Annotated in this window: 15 protein-coding genes; 10 read left to right on the top strand and 5 right to left on the bottom strand. The window is 36.4% G+C overall.

Annotated elements, in window-relative coordinates:
* The first annotated feature begins 27 nt into the window (after positions 1 to 27).
* Positions 28 to 1578, top strand: a complete 1551-nt coding sequence (murJ, locus tag C502_RS0108180) for a murein biosynthesis integral membrane protein MurJ (protein ID WP_171067622.1) — start codon at positions 28 to 30, stop codon at positions 1576 to 1578.
* A 45-nt stretch (positions 1579 to 1623) separates the two neighbouring features.
* On the opposite strand, the gene C502_RS0108185 is transcribed toward murJ, so the two are convergent.
* From C502_RS0108185 to C502_RS0108205, 5 genes are all read right to left on the bottom strand, one after another.
* Complete coding sequence (locus C502_RS0108185; protein WP_018678352.1) at positions 1624 to 2307, bottom strand: FKBP-type peptidyl-prolyl cis-trans isomerase; 684 nt, start codon at positions 2305 to 2307, stop codon at positions 1624 to 1626.
* 45 nt (positions 2308 to 2352) lie between these two features.
* A complete protein-coding gene (locus tag C502_RS0108190) occupies positions 2353 to 3060 on the bottom strand; it encodes an FKBP-type peptidyl-prolyl cis-trans isomerase (RefSeq protein ID WP_018678353.1) in 708 nt (235 codons plus the stop codon).
* 179 nt (positions 3061 to 3239) lie between these two features.
* Entirely contained in the window at positions 3240 to 5432 is a 2193-nt protein-coding gene (locus C502_RS0108195) for a polysaccharide biosynthesis tyrosine autokinase (protein ID WP_018678354.1), read from the bottom strand.
* A gap of 17 nt (positions 5433 to 5449) precedes the next feature.
* Complete coding sequence (locus C502_RS0108200; RefSeq protein ID WP_023274522.1) at positions 5450 to 5878, bottom strand: low molecular weight protein-tyrosine-phosphatase; 429 nt, start codon at positions 5876 to 5878, stop codon at positions 5450 to 5452.
* Positions 5879 to 5883: 5 nt separating this feature from the next.
* Positions 5884 to 6984: a polysaccharide biosynthesis/export family protein gene (locus C502_RS0108205; protein WP_018678356.1), complete on the bottom strand. Its 1101-nt coding sequence runs from the start codon at positions 6982 to 6984 to the stop codon at positions 5884 to 5886.
* A gap of 627 nt (positions 6985 to 7611) precedes the next feature.
* On the opposite strand from C502_RS0108205, the gene wecB reads away from it, so the two are divergent.
* The 9 genes from wecB to C502_RS0108250 are packed head-to-tail and all read left to right on the top strand — an operon-like array spanning position 7612 to position 19297.
* A complete protein-coding gene (wecB, locus tag C502_RS0108210) occupies positions 7612 to 8736 on the top strand; it encodes a non-hydrolyzing UDP-N-acetylglucosamine 2-epimerase (RefSeq protein WP_023274521.1) in 1125 nt (374 codons plus the stop codon).
* 40 nt (positions 8737 to 8776) lie between these two features.
* On the top strand, positions 8777 to 10030 hold the full coding sequence (gene wecC, locus C502_RS0108215; RefSeq protein WP_018678358.1) for a UDP-N-acetyl-D-mannosamine dehydrogenase: 1254 nt from the start codon (positions 8777 to 8779) through the stop codon (positions 10028 to 10030).
* An 18-nt stretch (positions 10031 to 10048) separates the two neighbouring features.
* The gene (locus C502_RS0108220; RefSeq protein ID WP_018678359.1) at positions 10049 to 10612 is read left to right on the top strand and encodes an acyltransferase; all 564 of its coding nucleotides are present in this window, start codon (positions 10049 to 10051) and stop codon (positions 10610 to 10612) included.
* The gene (locus C502_RS0108225; RefSeq protein ID WP_018678360.1) at positions 10602 to 11801 is read left to right on the top strand and encodes a hypothetical protein; all 1200 of its coding nucleotides are present in this window, start codon (positions 10602 to 10604) and stop codon (positions 11799 to 11801) included. The genes C502_RS0108220 and C502_RS0108225 overlap by 11 nt, the downstream gene beginning before the upstream one ends.
* A gap of 11 nt (positions 11802 to 11812) precedes the next feature.
* Entirely contained in the window at positions 11813 to 12904 is a 1092-nt protein-coding gene (locus tag C502_RS0108230; RefSeq protein WP_228129326.1) for a glycosyltransferase, read from the top strand.
* 10 nt (positions 12905 to 12914) lie between these two features.
* Complete coding sequence (locus C502_RS0108235; RefSeq protein WP_023274520.1) at positions 12915 to 14141, top strand: O-antigen ligase family protein; 1227 nt, start codon at positions 12915 to 12917, stop codon at positions 14139 to 14141.
* Between the two features lies 1 nt (position 14142).
* Entirely contained in the window at positions 14143 to 16281 is a 2139-nt protein-coding gene (locus C502_RS0108240; RefSeq protein WP_018678363.1) for a bi-domain-containing oxidoreductase, read from the top strand.
* Positions 16278 to 18089, top strand: a complete 1812-nt coding sequence (locus C502_RS0108245; RefSeq protein ID WP_018678364.1) for a heparinase II/III domain-containing protein — start codon at positions 16278 to 16280, stop codon at positions 18087 to 18089. The genes C502_RS0108240 and C502_RS0108245 overlap by 4 nt, the downstream gene beginning before the upstream one ends.
* Positions 18086 to 19297: a glycosyltransferase family 4 protein gene (locus tag C502_RS0108250; RefSeq protein WP_018678365.1), complete on the top strand. Its 1212-nt coding sequence runs from the start codon at positions 18086 to 18088 to the stop codon at positions 19295 to 19297. The genes C502_RS0108245 and C502_RS0108250 overlap by 4 nt, the downstream gene beginning before the upstream one ends.

Raw genomic sequence — 19297 nt, forward strand, 5'->3', positions numbered from 1 at the left:
ATAACGCTTTTTAAAGATAAGCCGTAGGTGAATGCGATGGCATTGTGGCGATCGACTGTCATTGTCAGTGCAATGACGATGTTATCCCGGATTTTGGGATTGGTGCGTGATATTGTGCTACTGAATGTATTTGGTGCGGGTAAAGATTTTGATACCTTCGTGGTTGCGTTCCGTATTCCCAACTTTTTTCGGCGGCTATTTGCTGAAGGCGCATTTTCTCAAGCCTTTATTCCAATTTTAACCGAATATAAAACCAGTCGTACGCATGCCGAAGTTCAGATTTTAATTAGTCGGGTCTTTGGTTGCTTATTAACAGCAATGTCATTGCTCACCTTTGTGGCAATGGTGGCAGCACCCGCGATTATTTATATTTATGCACCTGGTTTCCATAACGATTCAGAGAAATTTGAACTCGCTGTTGATATGTTTCGTCTCACAATTCCTTATCTGATGTTCATGTCATTAACGGCTTTTGCGAGTAGTATCTTAAATAGTTATGGTTCATTTGCTTCGCCAGCCTTTTCACCTGTATTGCTGAATGTGGCAATGATTGCAGGGGCGTGGTGGCTAACGCCGTATATGGCTGAACCGATTATGGCATTAGGATGGGCTGTTGTGGTTGCAGGTGTTTTACAGCTCGCGATTCAGATTCCTGAGTTATGGAATAAGAACTTACTGATTCCCCCAAAAGTTGATTTTAAGCACGAAGGTGTTGATCGCATCTTAAAACTGATGCTGCCTGCTTTATTTGGTGTATCAGTCACGCAGATCAACTTATTGCTGAATACGATTTGGGCATCATTCATGCAAGATGGTTCGGTATCTTGGTTATATAGTGCTGAACGTATGACAGAACTTCCACTCGGTTTAATCGGGGTGGCGATTGGCACTGTGATTCTACCTTCACTTTCAGCGCGTCATGCGGAACAAGATCAAGCTAAGTTTAAGGGCATGATTGACTGGGCTGCTAAAATAATCATGCTTGTTGGTATTCCTTCGAGTATTGCATTATTTATGCTGTCGACACCGATTATTCAAGCTCTGTTTCAACGTGGCGAGTTTACTTTAGAAGATACACGAATGACCGCATTAGCCTTGCAATGTATGAGTGCAGGGGTGATCTCATTTATGCTGATTAAAGTGTTTGCGCCTGGTTTTTATGCCCAGCAAGATACCAAAACTCCTGTTCGTGTAGGTTTAATGGCTGTCGCTGCCAATGCTATTTTAAACGTCGTTTTTATTGGCTTGTTTAAGTTAATTGATTGGCATGCAGAGCATATGGCTTTGGCCATGGCATCATCAGGTTCAGCACTGGTGAATGCGGGGATGCTGTATTTCTATTTGCATAAACGCAATATTTATCGTTTTGGCGCACATTGGAAAAAACTGGGATTGCAATATACAGTTGCTAATATCACCATGATTGCCGCGCTTTGGTATGGTTTAACCTGGTATCAAGGCGATATTTCACAATGGTTACGTATTGCAGAAGTGACGGGATTGTGTGTAATCGGTGTTATTGCTTATGTCGTTGGGCTATTTGTAATGGGTTTCCGTCCTCGACATTTAAAAGCTTAAAATAAGAACTTGAATAAAAGAAACCCTCCTGATGGAGGGTTTCTTTTATTTTACTTCAAGTAATTCAATATCAAAAATGAGCGTACTGTTTGGACCAATTACATCACCTGAACCCACCTTACCATATGCTAAATCTGATGGAATAAAGAAGCGGCTCTTACCACCGACCTTCATGGTTTGAACACCTTCAGTCCAACCTGCAATTACTTGATTCAGTTTAAATTCAATAGGGTGGTTACGAGCAATAGAACTATCAAATACAGTGTCGTCTAACAAGCGCCCCTCATAGTTGACTTTAACTGTTGACGTTGCTTTGGGAGATTTCCCCTGACCTTCTTGTATGACCTGATATTGTAAACCTGATTTAGTGGTTACGATCTCTGCTTTTTTTGCATTGTCGCTTAAAAAATTTTTTCCAATTTGCTCATTTTTTTGAGCAAGTTCTTGAAATTCTATGAGTTGTTTTGCTTCGAGGCGTTTTTTATATTGTCCCAATAAATTGATCATTTCCTCATCTTTTAAAGAGGGTGTTTTACCTTCAACAGCTTCTTGTAGACCTTGAGCAATAGTTTCAATATTGAGATCTTTTAAAGTTTCAGCATAGCTTTTGCCAATTAAATAACCGTAGCTATAGCCCAATTGGTCTTTTTCTGGGCTTTTTAAGGTAATGGGCGATGCATGCACTGTCCCAATCACGGAGGTAATTAAAATAAGGCTTAATTTTTTCATTATTTCTTCCAAAATAAAGGAGAGCATATGCTCTCCTTATATCATTTATTTTACAGCGATTAATTCTACATCAAAAATTAATGTGCTATTGGGTGGGATAGAGTTTGGAACACCTTGTTCGCCATAAGCTAAGTTCGCTGGAATGTATAGAATAGCTTTTCCACCTTCTTTCACTAATTGTAAACCTTCGGTCCAACCTGGAATGACTTGATTAAGTGGAAATTCAATTGGCTCACCACGATCATAAGAACTGTCAAAAACTTTGCCATCCGTTAATTGACCTTTATAATGAACTTTGACAACAGAAGTTGCTGTAGGTTGCTTTCCAGTACCTTCTTTGATGATTTTATACTGTAATCCAGAAGCTGTAGTCTTAACGCCTTCTTTTTTTGCATTTTCTGATAAGAAAGAGTTACTTGTTGTTTCAGCTTTCTTTGTTGCATTTAGTTGCTTCTGCTGTAATTCTTTTTGGAATTCTACATAAGCTGCTTGTAATTCTTCTTCTGTATATGCTGCAGGTTTTTGAGCATGTCCATCACGAAAACCTGTAATGAATGCCGCGGTTTCTAATTCAGGTGGTGTCTGCTTTGCGACTTCATAACCTAAAGCATAACTGATTTTTGCAACAGGTGCCGCATTCTTATCAGCTTTTGCCCCGAGTTCAGTATTTGGATGTTGAGTCGCATAATAGATCGGAACAAGTGCAGCACCACCTAAAACAACGGCTGCAATAACAGGTAAAGCTTTACTCATGAGATGTCCAAAATTGAGATTTTAATAAAAAATATGGCCATGATCTTAGCATGTCTATGCTTAAGCATTGAATAACCCAATTAAAAAATCCGTGTATTTTTTATATGAGTTATGTTTTCTATTAAAAAACCAGATCATTAGATCTGGTTTTTTAATACTGGATAAAATTGGTTTATAAATTAATCATCTTTATGTGCTTTATAGGCATATGAATAATTGTAGCCATAGCCATAGCCATAACCAGTACCAGCACGTTGAATATCATTTAAGATAAAGCCATTCACTTTTACACCAGCTTGTTCAAAGCGATTCAAACTGAGCTCAAGCTCTTTCATTTGTGATTTAGCATATCGAGCAACAATTAGATTTACCCCTGCATATTGGGAAATAATAATCCCGTCTGTTACCGCAAGGATCGGTGGTGTATCAATAATGATATGATCATATTGCTGCTCTAATTGTTCCAATAGCAATTTAAACTGTTCAGAGCTAAGCATTTCTGATGGATTAGCAGGACTTTTACCACGAGTAATAACACTTAAACCAGATACTTCAGTTTGATGAATTACTTGATTTATATCCGCTTGGTTACTGAGTAATTCAGATAAACCCGGCTTGACATCTATATTAAAATATTTATGCATATAGCCACGGCGCATATCTGCATCGATTAACAGAACCTTTTTATCACTTTGAGCAAAAATTGTTGCTAAATTCGTTGAGATAAATGATTTACCGACTTCAGGCGATGGGCCTGCGATCATGACAATATTATTCTTTGCATTGACAAGCGCAAAATGAATAGCTGTACGAATACTTCTTAAACTTTCGACAGCAATATCATCACTATGCTTAACCGCAAGAATAGGAATAGTTTTCTTCTTCTTCAAGATACTAATACGTGTTTCTTGAATAGGTGAACGAGGAACAGTTGCATAAACTGGCAAATCAAATTCACCCTCAATTTGGGTTGAATCTTTAACACCTGTACGCAATAAGTTACGAAGCAAAGCAATTAATGTTCCCAAGAATCCACCAAGGATAAGTGCAAGCATAAGTATCTGCAATTTCTTTGGTTTGATTGGTTTAATCGGTTCTACAGCTGTATCAACAATACGGACATTACCAATTTCTCCAGCTTTAGCAATTCGTAGTTGCTGATAGGAGTTCAACAAAGCAGTATATAGCTGAGTCTTCACTTCAACTTCACGATAAAGCTGTAAATATTGTCTTTGTAAATCAGGCAATTGTTTCAACGTGCTATTTAATTCAGCTATTTGCTTATTAATAGTAGTGATTTGAGCATTAATTTCGCGCATTGTTGGGTGTTCAGCGGTGTATTTAGCTGCCATATCCGCTTGCTGCTGCTGTAACTCGATTTTCTTAGTTTCTAAAGCAATACTTTGTGTAAGGTACAACTCTGATTCTTTCGTCACGTCAACGGTATTATATTGCTGACGAAATTTATTAAATTCTCGTTCAGCATCATCCAACTGTTTCTTTAATTCAGGTAATTGTTCGTCTAGGAATTTAAGTGTTTGGGCTGTCTCGGCAGAACGACGAGCAACGTTCTGAGCACTGTATGCTGACAAGATTGCATTCAGAACTTTAGTAATATGTTCTTTATCTTGACCTTGATAGTTGAGACCTAAAATTCCAGTTAATTTACCTCTTTCAGCCACTGAGTAATTTGAACTAATAGCTTCAACGGCAGCAGGGAGAGATTTTTTTTGTATAAAATAACTCGTTTGTAACAGGTCTTTAGAAAAAATTCCTATTTTCCAAACGCCGTGTTGGTTCGTAAATTGACTGAATTGATTTAAAGGGGCTGTTAAAATGATTTCATCTGTTCTGGTATCGGTTAAACGTAATTTATTATTATGGAAGCTCAATAAAATTGATTTATCAAGATAATTATTTGGAACTTCAAAAGCTTGAACTTCAAAAGTTTTACTTTCATCTTTAAAGATAACTGCCTTTGGTGTGTATTCTGTTGCATAGTTCTGTTTGTTGACTAAACGATGGCTGAAGGTGTCTTCCGTACTCACTATGTTCAAATTGAGGTGCAGTGCTTGAATAACTGAACCTAAAACTAAACGAGATTTTAAAATTTCAATTTCAGATTGTGCAGGTGATTTTTGATCTATCATCATTTGCGATAGATCACCCAATAATGCAGCAGATGCACCTTTACTATCTTCTACCTGAACTAATGCATCAACGGAATATGTATCAGGTGTTGTACGAAGGTACAGAAATGCGCAACCTAGACTTAGAATGCTAAATAATGCAATTAATTTCCATTGAGCAATCAAAGCAAAAAATAGCTCTTTTAGGTCAATTGTATCTTCAGTATTGGTATTATGGCTCATAATCTTAAATCTAAAAGTTAAATATAGGTTTTCCAATCAACAACACACTGTTGAATCAGCTGACATGTATCATCAAAAAAAGCTTGGTCATGTTGATATGGGTCAGGAACATTTTTATTTTGCCAATGCCCTAAACGGAAGACTTTGCCTTTTACAAAAGGCCAAGTTTGTTCGATATGTTTTTGCTGATTATTACTCATGACCAAAACGATATCGGCTTTTTTAAGGAGTTCTGCATTTAATTTCTTTGCAATGTGTGCGCTCATATCAATATCTAAGCGTTGCATACACAATTGCGCTTTTTTATCAGCAGGATGACCAATCAGACCTGAAATGCCAGCAGATTCAATATGGACAGTAGATGATTGTTGTTTGAGTAGGTATTCAGCCATAGGACTACGGCAAATATTTCCAACACAGACAACTAAAATGTTTTTTATATCCATCTAGTTTATTGCCCTAAACGATCAACATTATATAAAGCATTTGAGAAAGGTATAACTTGATTGATGACACGTTGCCAACGAGTAAGCCCAGTAGAGTCAACATACACGATATCATTACTTCGTAATCTAAACTTATTAGATAAACCAAAATCACCCAAACTCATCAAGTTCATATGATAAAGTTCTGTACTGTGACTATCCGCATTTGTTCTTAAAACGTATATACGGCTAGCACTGGCAGATAGAGGATTTATGCCCAAACTTTCACCTAATGCATCACTTAAGGTCATACCTTGATCACGCATTGGTAACGCCTGATTTTTACCAGATTCTCCCATTACGTAAATTTTCTGATTTTCTTTGGTGCTTACATAAATCGTATCATTAGGTTGAACTAATAAATTATGTAAAGAGAACCCAGACTTTTCGAGCTCGAGCGTATTGAGGTCGTAGGTTATGCCCTTACGGATTAGTTGAATGTAAGTACTGTCTCCTTTATCACTCACTCCACCCGCCATGCCTAATGCTGCATAAATACTAATTGGTTGATCAGATAGAAAGAACTGCCCACTTTTAAGAACGCTTCCTTGTACCGAATAACGATTCCCCTGATATGAAAGAACCCTTACAATTACATCTGGATTTTTCAAATAATGAGATAATTGATTACGTAACTCACTATTAATTTGTTGTAAAGTTTTTCCAGCGACTTTGTATCGTCCAATTAATGGAAAGTGAATAAAACCACTTTGATCAATTGGATAACCATTTGCTTGCACGGATTGATCGTTGGTCACGCTATTTATAGGAGGGGTGATTTCTGGGTATGCCCATAGTTGAATCGATAGCACATCACCTGAACTCAAATGATACGAGGATTGCTTTTTTTGAAACAAAGATGTGTAATTTCGTTGATAATTGATTTGTGCAGGTTGTAGCGCAGTTATATTTTCACTTGTAATTTTTATAACATTAACTTGTGTCCCGAGATCAGTTGTATATACACCTTCGCTTGGAATATCATAAGTTTGCAGACCAGAAGTAACAGCGCAACTTGCAGCGCCAATACTAATAGCAAGAATAGAAAAAAGTTGATAATGCTTCACACTCGACCCTTGAATATTTATATCTAATTAATATCTGCTGTTATTAAACAACATGTCTTTAGACTTAGAATTTCGCTAATTCTAGCTGAAAATTTGTAAAAAAGCATCGCTGAATCTTGATGCTTTGTATGTTTAGTTTATCTGGGCTACATAAAACTAAGAGTAAGCAAGAAATAAAGTTTGTTAAAAACAATCATACAATTGAGATGCGAGTTAAAATAAAAATCTGCTATAGTACGCCCAATTTCGTACGTTACTATAAAGCACCATATAGTGTTTTGATATTTGCTTAATTGATTGTTTTTATAGGGGTTGTTTGTAATAATTCGACTAAAAATTGATAGATAACGTATACTATCTATGTTGATATTATTTAGTTTTATTAAACAATACTGTTGGGTTATTTATCTATACGTCAGATAAAATGAGATGGAAAAAGATGAATATGGCGAGAACGTATCTATATTCTACTTTTTACATCATTAATTTTTGTCTTCTTGAGGATAACACTGGTAGTAAAAATTATGATTTTAGTGTCATTCAGTACACTAGCATTTCATAATTTGAAAATTAAGCACTCTAGGGTTTAAATCAATTCAAGAAGTTATTAATAAAAGGGTGGGTTGGGTGAAAAAGGTTTTATTAGTGTTTGGTACACGACCAGAAGCGATAAAAATGGCACCTTTGGCTTTAAAATTACAACAGTTTAGCCAAGACTTTGAAACTAGAGTTTGTGTGACAGGTCAACATCGTCAAATGTTAGATCAGGTTTTAGAGCTATTTGATTTAAAACCAGATTTTGATCTGAATCTTATGAAACCAGGTCAAACTCTATCTGATATAACCTCAGGCGTTCTTAAGGGACTTGACCAAGTTTTTTCGGCTTGGTTGCCTGACTTAATTTTAGTGCATGGTGATACAGCGACAACTTTTGCAGCTTCATTAGCTGCTTATTATCATAAAATTAAAATTGGTCATGTTGAAGCGGGATTACGCACTGGAGATTTGTATTCTCCATGGCCCGAAGAGGCAAATCGCCAATTAACTGGAGTCCTAGCTGATTACCACTTTGCTCCGACACAGTCTTCCTATGAAAACCTAATTAAAGAAAATGTAGATCCTAACAAGATTATTGTGACAGGGAATACAGTGATTGATGCTTTGCTTCAGGTGAAGTTGAAAGTTGAACACGATCATGATCTTGCTTTGGGTTTTGAGGACGATTTTAAATTTCTTGACCTAAATAAGAAGCTTGTTTTAGTCACAGGGCATCGTCGTGAAAATTTTGGGCAAGGTTTTCTGAATATTTGCATGGCGTTGGCAAATCTTGCAAAAAAATATCCAGATATTCAAATTGTTTATCCAGTCCATTTAAATCCAAATGTACAGCAGCCTGTCAATGAATTATTGGCTGGTATCGAGAATATTTTTCTTATTGCACCACAAGACTATTTGCCTTTCGTATATTTAATGAATCGTAGTTATCTTATTTTAACGGATTCTGGTGGAATTCAAGAAGAAGCTCCTTCTTTAGGCAAGCCAGTTCTAGTGATGCGAGATACAACTGAGCGACCTGAAGCTGTTAGTGCGGGGACTGTCCGATTGGTCGGTACTGATGTAAATACAATTGAAGATGCAGTAAGTGAACTGTTAGAGGATATAACAGTGTATGCAACGATGGCAGAGGCTCATAATCCGTATGGTGATGGGACAGCTTGTCAGCAGATTATTAATTTTTTGAAAGAAAATTGATTTAAGAATTTCCGTTATTTTGATTTAAAAAGTATAGAGTATGAGCAATTCATTTAAGCATATATGTGTCATAGGGTTAGGTTATATTGGGCTACCAACGGCAGCAACATTTGCTGCACATGGTGTGAAAGTTACTGGTGTTGATGTCAATCAACATGCAGTAGATATGATTAATCAGGGGAAAGTACATATTGTTGAACCTGACTTGGATGCATTAGTTAGAGATGTTGTCGCCCAAGATAAATTGTCTGCTCAACTAACACCAATTGAAGCCGATGCATATATTGTGGCAGTTCCCACACCATTCAAAGATGATTATCAACCAGACTTAAAGTATATCGAAGCTGCGGCAAAAGCGTTGGCACCTTTTTTAAAACAAGGGAATTTGGTTATTTTAGAGTCAACCTCACCCGTCGAAGCAACGGAGCAAATGTCTGCTTGGTTAAGTGAAGCGCGTCCAGATCTAACGTTCCCTCAAACTATGGGCGAGCAAGCTGATATTTTGGTTGCTCACTGCCCTGAGCGAGTTTTACCTGGAAAAGTCTTGCAAGAGCTTATCAGCAATGACCGTATTATTGGAGGAATGACGCCTCGCTGTTCAAAAGCGGCAAGCACGTTATATCGTATTTTTGTTAAAGGTGCTTGCATTGAGACAAACGCCCGTACAGCAGAAATGTGTAAATTAACGGAGAACTCATTTAGAGACGTAAATATTGCTTTTGCAAACGAGCTTTCAATGATTTGTGATAAGTTAGATATTAATGTTTGGGAATTAGTCTCACTTGCGAATCGACATCCTCGAGTAAATATATTACAGCCAGGGCCAGGTGTTGGTGGCCACTGTATTGCTGTTGATCCATGGTTTATTGTCGCTAAAACGCCTGAGCAAGCACGTTTAATTCGAACAGCACGTGAAGTGAATGATGCAAAACCTGAGTGGGTGATTGATCAAGTTAAAATCAAAATTGCTGATTTTTTACAAGCCCATCCAGATAAAACAATCAGAGATGTAACAATTGCTTGCTATGGACTTGCATTTAAACCAGATATTGATGATTTGCGTGAAAGCCCAGCTTTGGAAATTACAAAAAGGTTAGCAGAACAAGGACTTAATGTTTTAGCGATTGAGCCTAATATTGAAAATCTTCCCCACAACATACCACAAAATATTCGCCTTATTTCTGTAGATGAAAGAGACAGTGCTGATATTCACTTGATTTTAGTCGATCATAAACAGTTCAAGGAACTGAACTATGATGCAAGATTGGTAATTGATACGAAAGGTTTACAATAAAAACTAAAAGAGAAGCCAATGATAACGCTATTAAAGAAAATGATCGCTACACTGCATTTCTATTCATCAAAAGCGTGGGTAAAGTTACTTATCTTTTGTTATGGTGCGATGTTTCAGAAAATTGGCAAGAATGTGATTTTTAATCCTGTAAATTCAATATTCACATATGCGAATATTCAACTGGGAAATCATATTTTTATCGGAGGCAAAGCATGGTTTTCAGGAGAAATAAATATAGGTAATTATGTGATGTTTGGTCCTGGCGTTACAATTTTGGGTGGTGATCATGAGTATAAAAACCTAGAAAAACCCATGTTCTTTGTTAAAGATAATGCGGGTAGGAGTTCCGCAGTTCATATCGAAGATGATGTTTGGGTCGGGGCAAATGTAACCATTCTAAAAGGGGTTCGAATTAAGCGGGGTGCTATCGTTGCAGCAGGAAGTTTAGTCAATAAAGATGTTGAAGCATTCGAAATTGTGGGGGGGGTTCCTGCAAAAGTTTTGACTCAAAGATTTAATGCAGAAGATAAACAAATATATCTTACGAATATAATGAATTGGGAACAACAGAATGAAAGATAAGTTATTGATGGTTGTGGGAGTTGGATCATCCAAACTTATGCAACTATTTTTTAGTTTCTATCTTTCATATCAGTTTGATCATGGTGTTCTCGCAACTTTTGTCTTAATTATTACGCTTGCTGCGGCTATGAGTTCAATTGCATCGTTGGGAAGCTCTCCTCAAATTGTTAGAGCGGGAGCATATATTGATCCTATAAATCATATTCAAAGTACTTTGGGAACAGCATGCCTAGTATTGTTGTTTTCATTAATAGTTCTAACAAGTTATATTTTGCTAGGTGACCATGTATTTTTGACATTAGGTTTTGATAAAATAGATTATCTAATCTGTACTGTCGCGGTGACTATTTCTTTTGTTTTATACTCTGTTATACAGTCTTATTTGTCTTATAAACAAAAGTATTTTGCATTAGGATTTTTTTCAATATTTATATATCTTTTTCCATTCATTTCATCTGTTGTTTTAAGTCTGATTATTGATAGTCCTAAAATAATAATTATTAATTATTGTTTGTCTTTTTTATTTAGTAGTTTGTTGATTTTTTTTGTAACACTAAAAGGTCATATTAATATTGTTTCAAGTCTCAGTACTGTATTTTCTGAGTATTCAATATTAAGAAAAGTAGTTGATTTTCTTAGAGTTGCAACATTTGGCTTTGTAACCATGCTTAGTCTGTATTTTGCTGTTAAGTATGTAAATTTGAATTTTAATAGTGAAAGTACAGCAATATATTCAGTTTCATTTCAGTTTTTCCAAATTGGTGCATTTTTACCTAGTGTTCTGGGTGCTGTTTTTATACCAAAATTGGTAAAAGACAATAATTTACAAGATCAAAAGAAGATGAAGCAAGTATATATGCTGATTGCTCTTGGGTGGTTGTTTGTTTGCTCGCTTGCTTTTTATCCTGTATTTAAATTGTATAATTTTAATTTTAATATTGAATTGATATTAACGTTTTTAATTATGCAAATATGTGTCTTCTTTTCATCAATACAAGCTTTTTATATACAAAATTGTGTAGTTGTAGGTAATTTCTTTTTATTAGCGATCATTTCTTCAGTTTGGGGTGGCTCACTATTAATATTTCAAAATTTATTACCAATGAATGTGCTTTGCTCATCACTTTCTTTGTTAATTGCTTATGTTGTTAGCAATACTTTATTCTTCTATGTAAGTAGAGAAAAATAATGGAAGTTACTATGCAAAAAATGACATCAGTTATTTATCTCGCCAATGCTAGTAGTCCACATGTTCGTCATTGGATTGAATTCTTAGATGAAATGAATATGCCGTATCATATATATAGCATTCATAAAAACACTTTTTTCTCTGATGATAAAGTGACAGTCAAATATAATTTTCTCACAAGGTTTGGAGGAGGGGGGGCGATTTTAGCCTACTTCTTTTTGGGATTGTGGTTAAGATTTTTTACGCGAAAATCTATATTGCATGCACATAATACTTCAGGTTATGGTTTAAGTGCTCTATTAAGTGGGAAGCCTTATATTGTAACGACCTACGGTACAGAAATATTTGGTGCTGATAAGCGTTCAAGTTTATATAGATTACTTATTAATAAAGTATTGAGTAAGGCAAAAAAAATAACAACAACTTCACAGCAAATGGAGCAAGTTTTAGTAAGTAAATTTCATATCAACTCTAAAAATATTTTAACATTTGGCATGGGGGTGTCTCAGCACTTTAGTTTTTCAAATGATAAGAGAGAGAAGGTTAGAGCTAAACTTGATATACCAAGCGATGCGCTTGTTTGGATATATAATCGAAGAATCATGCCTTTATATAATACGATTGAAGTTGTTCAAGCTTTTAAAAAATATTCTAAAGATCGACCAAATACGTATTTAATACTTATGGCTGGTGATCACCAGGCTTCTTATACTCAACTAGTTAAAAATGAATTAGAAAATAGTTCAAATATTTTTCTTGTTGAAGGCTTTTTAGATCCCAAAGATATGTCTGCCTATCTTTCAGCAAGTGACATCTCTATTTCTGTTCCAAATTCGGATCAATTATCTTCATCTATTTTAGAAGCTATAGCATGTGGCTGTTATCCTATTTTAGCAAATTTACCCGCATATGATGAAATCTTAGAGTACGTTACATGTTTATCGATTGATAGAAGTAATCTAGTTAGAGGCTTTGAACAGAGTGCTAATCAAGTTTTAGAGCAAAACTCTCAATTACGTTCTCAATTGCTTGAACAATATAAGGCTACTCCATGGAGTAGAGAAACAGTTATAGCCTTGTTAAATCAAGTTTATGCACAGTAAGGGTGATAATATGTACAAAGTTTCTGTAAGTTCTGGTAGGAACTTTGTTGTACTCATTTCAATGATTTTGGTTTTATTACCGCTTTCTTTACCTGTAGGTAATATCGGAGATAAGCCAATTGATTTAACTTACTCTGATCTTTTATTGGCTATTAGTTTTATCTATTTTTTATTTGTTGGTAAATTTCTAGCATCAAGAAATGAAAGGAAATTGTTATCAATCAGCTTCTTTGCATTTTCTTTTATTATTTTTTTAGGAGGAATTGGTTCGATTTTAAAAGAAGGTGATATATTACCATTTCTTTCAAGTATTCGTTTTGCTAAACATATTTTATTCGTTTTTTCTGCTTTTTTAATATATAAATTATATCGCCCATCACTTGATACATTGATTACTTATACCGGTTATGTAAGTCTGTGGATGGTTATTGTTTTATTTTTATCTGATGTTTTTTTTAATCCACAGTTTCCAAGCTCTCGTTGGGGTGGTGTGTTTTTAGGATTTGAAACATACGGTTTTCCAAATTCTATTGCCGTTTTTTATTCTTTCTATATCTGTTTTATTCTAATTCTGTTATTTGCCAAAAAAAGAATGCTAGTTATACCTATATTGTTGTTAATTGTAGGGATTATATTTTTTACCTTTTCTAGGTCTGGTTGGGTGACTGCATTAATTGTTTTGTTACCAGTGATGATTTATAGCTCATTAAAATCAAAGCGACTTATTTTTATAAATATTTGTTTACTGATTTTCTTGGTAATTTGTATTTCCTTTTTCTTCGACATGTTATTTCCAATTATCGAACCTTGGATGTATAAGGTTGATACGATTACAGGTAAAGATATTACTGTTTCTGGACGTGATTTGATTTGGAATGAAGCAATCAAGTTGATTTATGATCAGCCGATATTTGGGTACTTATTTTTTCCTTTTTCTAATTATGTAAGTGGCTATGACACCCCACATCAGCAGTATCTTGAAATATTATACAAGATGGGTCTAGTCGGTTTCTCATGTTATTTTCTGTATTTATTTTATCTTTACTTAGTTTTTGCAAAATCTGGATGGAATGGTAATTTACTTAGAAAAGTAGTTGTTATATCGGTGAGTTTGTTAACTCTAGGAATAATGATTACAAACTTTGGTCAACCTAACTTCAGTTTTTCATTACTTGGTAATGCTTATATATTTTTCTTATCTCTATATTATTTCGTGTTTTTGGGTGAGCTAAATTAGTATGAAACAAATCCTTCAAGATATGGCAAATGGTGGTACGACCGTTACTGATGCACCGGTTCCTCAATGCTCAAAAGGTCATTTATTGATTTCAACGACAGTATCGCTGATTTCTGCAGGTACAGAGCGAATGCTGGTTGGCTTTGGTAAAGCATCACTGATTGACAAAGCACGCCAACAACCAGAAAAAGTAAAAATGGTGCTTGAAAAAGTACAAACAGATGGTTTATTAACAACTTACGATGCAGTTAAGTCTAAGTTAGCGCAGCCTTTGGCACTTGGGTATTGTAATGTAGGTCTGGTGCATGAAGTTGGTGTTAATGTAGATGGTTTTCAGGTCGGTGATCGGGTGGTGTCAAACGGGCCACATGCTGATATGGTGAAGGTACCTAAAAACTTATGTGCAAAAATTCCAAATAATGTCAGTGATGAATCTGCTTCTTTTGCTGTCGTCGCGAGTATTGGCTTACAAGGTATTCGTCTTGCTCAACCGACTTTGGGTGAAAGCTTTGTTGTAACAGGTGCGGGTCTCATTGGTCTACTTACCATTCAGATGTTAAGAGCAAATGGCTGCCGTGTTCTAGCTATTGACTTTGATCAAAGTAAATTAGATTTGGCAAAACAATTTGGTGCAGAGATCTGTAATCCTGGTAAAGGTGAAGATCCTGTTGCTGTTGGTCTGGCATTCAGTCGTGGTACTGGTGTGGATGGGGTCATTATTACCGCTTCAACTAAGGTCAGTGATCCCGTTATTCAAGCAGCACGTATGAGCCGAAAACGTGGTCGTATTATTCTAGTTGGTGTAACGGGTTTAGAGTTAAACCGCGCTGATTTTTATGAAAAAGAATTAAGTTTCCAAGTTTCTTGTTCATATGGTCCAGGTCGCTACGATACTGAATATGAAGACAAAGGTACTGACTATCCACTTGGTTTTGTGCGTTGGACTGAACAACGTAACTTTGTTGCTGTTTTGGATATGATGGCTGCAGGCACCTTAAATGTAGAACCATTAATTACACAACGTTTTGAATTTGAAGATGCACCAAAAGCATATGATGCATTGACAGAAGACAAATCAGGTTTGGGTTTATTACTTAAATATAACTCTCCAGTCGAAACTCGGTTAGAAAAAAAAGTGGTATTACGCCCAATTTCTATTGAGCCAAAGAATGCTGTTGTTGGTTTTATTGGTGCTGGTAACTATGCATCACGTGTACTGATTCCTGCATTTAAAAAAGCTTCTTCCCAATTACATACCATCGTAACATCGGGTGGAATTAATGGTGTCATTCATGGAGAAAAAACAGGATTTGCTGAGGCGTCTACAGACATTGAAAGTTTGTTGAATAATAAGGATATCAATACAGTCGCGATTGCAACGCGCCATAATAGCCATGCTTACTTTGTTGAAAAAGTTTTATCGGCAGGGAAGAATGTTTTCGTTGAGAAGCCATTGGCATTGACTGTAGAAGAAATTGAAAAAATTGAGACTATCTATAATCAAAATATTCAGAAGAATCAATATGCACGTGTAATGGTGGGTTTTAACCGTCGTTTCTCACCACAAGTGCAAAAAATGAAAACTTTGCTGGATACTGTGAAAGAACCGAAAAGTTTTATTATGACTATGAATGCAGGGGCAATTCCTGCAGATCATTGGACTCAGGATAACTCAGTCGGTGGTGGACGTATTATTGGTGAAGCATGCCACTTTATCGACTTGATGCGCTTCCTTGCAGGTTCAAAAATTGTCTCTATTCAGGCTCGACGTATGGGCGAAACTGATGCGGTACAGATTTTAGAGGATAAGGCTTCAATTACACTTGGTTTTGAAGATGGGTCATTTGGCACCATTTTCTACTTGGCAAATGGCGCTTCAAGCTTCCCTAAAGAGCGTGTAGAAGTCTTTACAGCAGGTCGAGTATTACAATTAGATAATTTCAGAAAGCTAAAAGCATTTGGCTGGCCTGGGTTTAACAAGATGAATCTCTGGCGTCAAGATAAAGGTCAAGATGCTTGTGCTGCGGTCTTTGTCGATAGTATTCGAGATGGAAAAGAAGCACCAATTCCTGCCGATGAAATTTTTGAAGTTGCTAGAGTGACTATTCAGGTTGCTGCAATTTTAAGAGCACAAACATGAATTTAGTCATAAAAAGTCAAACAGCGCTTGCATTAGGGCTGTTTAATTTGTTCAGGGTGTTTAAATACCGTGTAGGCGTAAAAACAGGTTTAAATCCTGTACAAAAGCTATCTGCACAATTACCAACGGGTCATTTCTTTAGTCAGAGCGTTGCCAATCAACCAATGAATGTACCCGTAAACGCAACTTTAACAGCCTTTGGATACCTCAAGTATCCAGTGGCTGGACAGCTCCCCAATTGGTTTTATAGTCCTCTAACTCAGCATACGTTTCAGAATACAGAAAAAGCATGGTATCAAATCCCTGATTTTGATGCGAATGTGGGTGATATTAAAGGAGTATGGGAGGCTTCTCGTTTTGACTGGCTAATCGACCTTGCGCTACATGAGCGCCAAGTGAGAGATGGGCAAGCATTGCTTCAACTTGATTTATGGTTGAACGATTGGTGTCAGAAAAACCCTGCTTATTTGGGGCCGAATTGGAAATGTGGGCAGGAAGCATCCATCCGTGTCATGCATATCATTACTGCGCTGATCGGTTTAGAGCAGCAACATCCTCATGACAATGTCTGTTCATTTATCGAGGCGCATTTAAAGCGTATTGAACCGACAATTGATTATGCAATTGCTCAGGATAATAATCATGGGACATCTGAGGCAGCTGCATTATATATCGGTGGAGCTGTTCTAAATCTTTGGAAACCTAAGCCTCAATATCAACAATGGCAGGCATTGGGTGAAAAATGGTTGATGGACCGTGCAAACAAGCTCATTATGCAAGATGGTGGTTTTAGCCAATATTCGATTAATTACCATCGAGTGATGCTGGATTCTTATTGTTTAGCTGAAATCGTCCGCCAAAAATTAGTATTAAAGCCTTTTTCAGAGCAGTTATATTGTCAATTACAGAAAGCGACAGACTGGTTATATGTATTCACCCAAGCCGATGGGGATGTCCCTAATTTAGGCGCCAATGATGGTGCACGACTGATTCCTGTAAGCCACACTGATTATCGCGATTTTAGACCAACAGTTCAGTTGGCGAGTACCTTATTCCATCAACATAGTTATTATCCAGAATCAGGTTCATATGATGAGAGTTTAGCTTTCTTTCAAATACAAAAATTGAAGCAAGAAAACTTCGAACTGCCATCGCGAAATCAATTTTTTAATGAAAGCGGCTTGATTAGTTCTCAAAATAATAATTTCTTTATTGCACTCAAATTGCCGAAATTCAAATTTCGTCCAAGCCAATGTGATGCGTTGCATCTGGATGTTTGGTTTAAAGGACAAAATCTTCTATGTGATGGTGGAACTTATAGTTATAATTCCACAGTAGAAGACCTAAATTACTTTTCTGGCGTTGCAAGTCACAATACTGTTGAGTTTGACCAACACCAACAAATGCCACGTTTAAGTCGTTTTTTGTTTGGCGCATGGCTAATGCCAAAAGAATTAAAATATAGCGCTGATGAATTTGGTTGTGGTTATCAAGATCATTGGGGGTGTACACACCACCGTAAAATTTCATTAACAGATAAAGCAATCAAAGTGGCAGATAATATCTTTGGTTTTCAGCAACAGGCAGTCCTACGTTGGCGTTTACAGCCTGATCACTGGATATTAGAGAAAAATGTTATAAGCAACGGCCAAGTAGAGATTATTTTAGAGTCTGAACAGCCGATTACGCTTCGTTGGTGTGAAGGAGAGCAGTCTAGGTACTATTATCAAAAGAGCAAAGTGCCTGTTTTAGAAGTGATTGCTACACAAGCGACTACAATTTTTACTGTAATTAAAGATTTAACATGAAAATTCTATATTTCCATCAGCATTTTTCGACACCTAAAGGGTCAGCAGGAATCCGTTCCTATGCTATGGCTCAATCACTCATCCGTAATGGCCATCAGGTGACGATGGTGTGTGGATCTTTTGGTGCAGGTCAAACGGGTTTAACCCAGCCTTTTAGTAAAGGAATGCGCCGTGGCATGGTCGATGGTATCGATATCATTGAATTTGAATTGCCTTATTCAAATGCGCTCTCTTTTCTCAAGCGTATTTTAATTTTTTTAAGTTTTGCTTTTAAATCGATCAAAGTTGCATTCACTGAACAATACGATCTTGTATTTGCGACAACGACACCATTAACAGCCGGTATTCCAGGTATTTTTGCCAAGTGGTTTCGACGTAAACCATTTGTTTTCGAAGTCAGGGATCTATGGCCAGAACTGCCCAAAGCAATGGGGGTGATCAAAAACCCAATTGTTTTATGGATGATGTCTGTACTTGAATGGACTTCTTATCACTCAGCTGATCGTTTAGTGGGTTTGTCTCCAGGTATTGTAGACGGCATTATTAAAAGAGGGATTTCTCCTGAAAAAGTAGCTTCTATTCCAAATGGTTGTGATTTAGACATTTTTGCATCTGAACATCAGCCATGGCGACCTGAGGGAGTACAACCAACTGACCTCATGGCAATTTTTACTGGGACACATGGTTTGGCTAATGGTCTTAATGCTGTGTTAGATGCAGCAGTTGAATTAAAAAACCGTCAAAGAATAGATATTAAACTGGTTCTGGTCGGTGATGGCATGCAAAAAAAGATACTGCTAGAGCGAGCGAGTGAGCTAAAATTAAATAATATTATTTTTCATGGGCCTGTAAATAAAAATAAATTAGCTGGTTTAATGGCAAGTGCTGATATTGGTTTGCAGATTTTAGCTAATATTCCAGCATTTTATTATGGAACATCACCGAATAAATTTTTTGATTATATTGCTGCTGGTTTACCAGTTTTAAACAATTATCCGGGTTGGTTAGCTGAGCTAATTATAAAAGAACAATGTGGCTTTGCAGTTCCACCAGAAGATGCAAAAGCTTTTGCAGATGCATTGGAACAAGCTGCAGATAATCGTGAGCAACTTAAACAGATGGGTATAAATGGTCAGCGAGTTGCACAAGAACAATTTAATCGTTTTGATCTATCTCAAAAATTTTCTGATTGGGTAACAGGTGCTTAG

The sequence above is a fragment of the Acinetobacter tjernbergiae DSM 14971 = CIP 107465 genome, assembly GCF_000374425.1.
GTDB lineage: Bacteria > Pseudomonadota > Gammaproteobacteria > Pseudomonadales > Moraxellaceae > Acinetobacter > Acinetobacter tjernbergiae.

Coding starts and splice junctions, on each gene's coding strand:
- C502_RS0108185 (WP_018678352.1), bottom strand. CDS start 2,307: ATGAAAAAATTAAGCCTTATTTTAATTACCTCCGTGATTGGGACAGTG.
- C502_RS0108190 (WP_018678353.1), bottom strand. CDS start 3,060: ATGAGTAAAGCTTTACCTGTTATTGCAGCCGTTGTTTTAGGTGGTGCT.
- C502_RS0108195 (WP_018678354.1), bottom strand. CDS start 5,432: ATGAGCCATAATACCAATACTGAAGATACAATTGACCTAAAAGAGCTA.
- C502_RS0108200 (WP_023274522.1), bottom strand. CDS start 5,878: ATGGATATAAAAAACATTTTAGTTGTCTGTGTTGGAAATATTTGCCGT.
- wecC (WP_018678358.1), top strand. CDS start 8,777: ATGAGCAATTCATTTAAGCATATATGTGTCATAGGGTTAGGTTATATT.
- C502_RS0108220 (WP_018678359.1), top strand. CDS start 10,049: ATGATAACGCTATTAAAGAAAATGATCGCTACACTGCATTTCTATTCA.
- C502_RS0108225 (WP_018678360.1), top strand. CDS start 10,602: ATGAAAGATAAGTTATTGATGGTTGTGGGAGTTGGATCATCCAAACTT.
- C502_RS0108230 (WP_228129326.1), top strand. CDS start 11,813: ATGCAAAAAATGACATCAGTTATTTATCTCGCCAATGCTAGTAGTCCA.
- C502_RS0108235 (WP_023274520.1), top strand. CDS start 12,915: ATGTACAAAGTTTCTGTAAGTTCTGGTAGGAACTTTGTTGTACTCATT.
- C502_RS0108240 (WP_018678363.1), top strand. CDS start 14,143: ATGAAACAAATCCTTCAAGATATGGCAAATGGTGGTACGACCGTTACT.
- C502_RS0108245 (WP_018678364.1), top strand. CDS start 16,278: ATGAATTTAGTCATAAAAAGTCAAACAGCGCTTGCATTAGGGCTGTTT.
- C502_RS0108250 (WP_018678365.1), top strand. CDS start 18,086: ATGAAAATTCTATATTTCCATCAGCATTTTTCGACACCTAAAGGGTCA.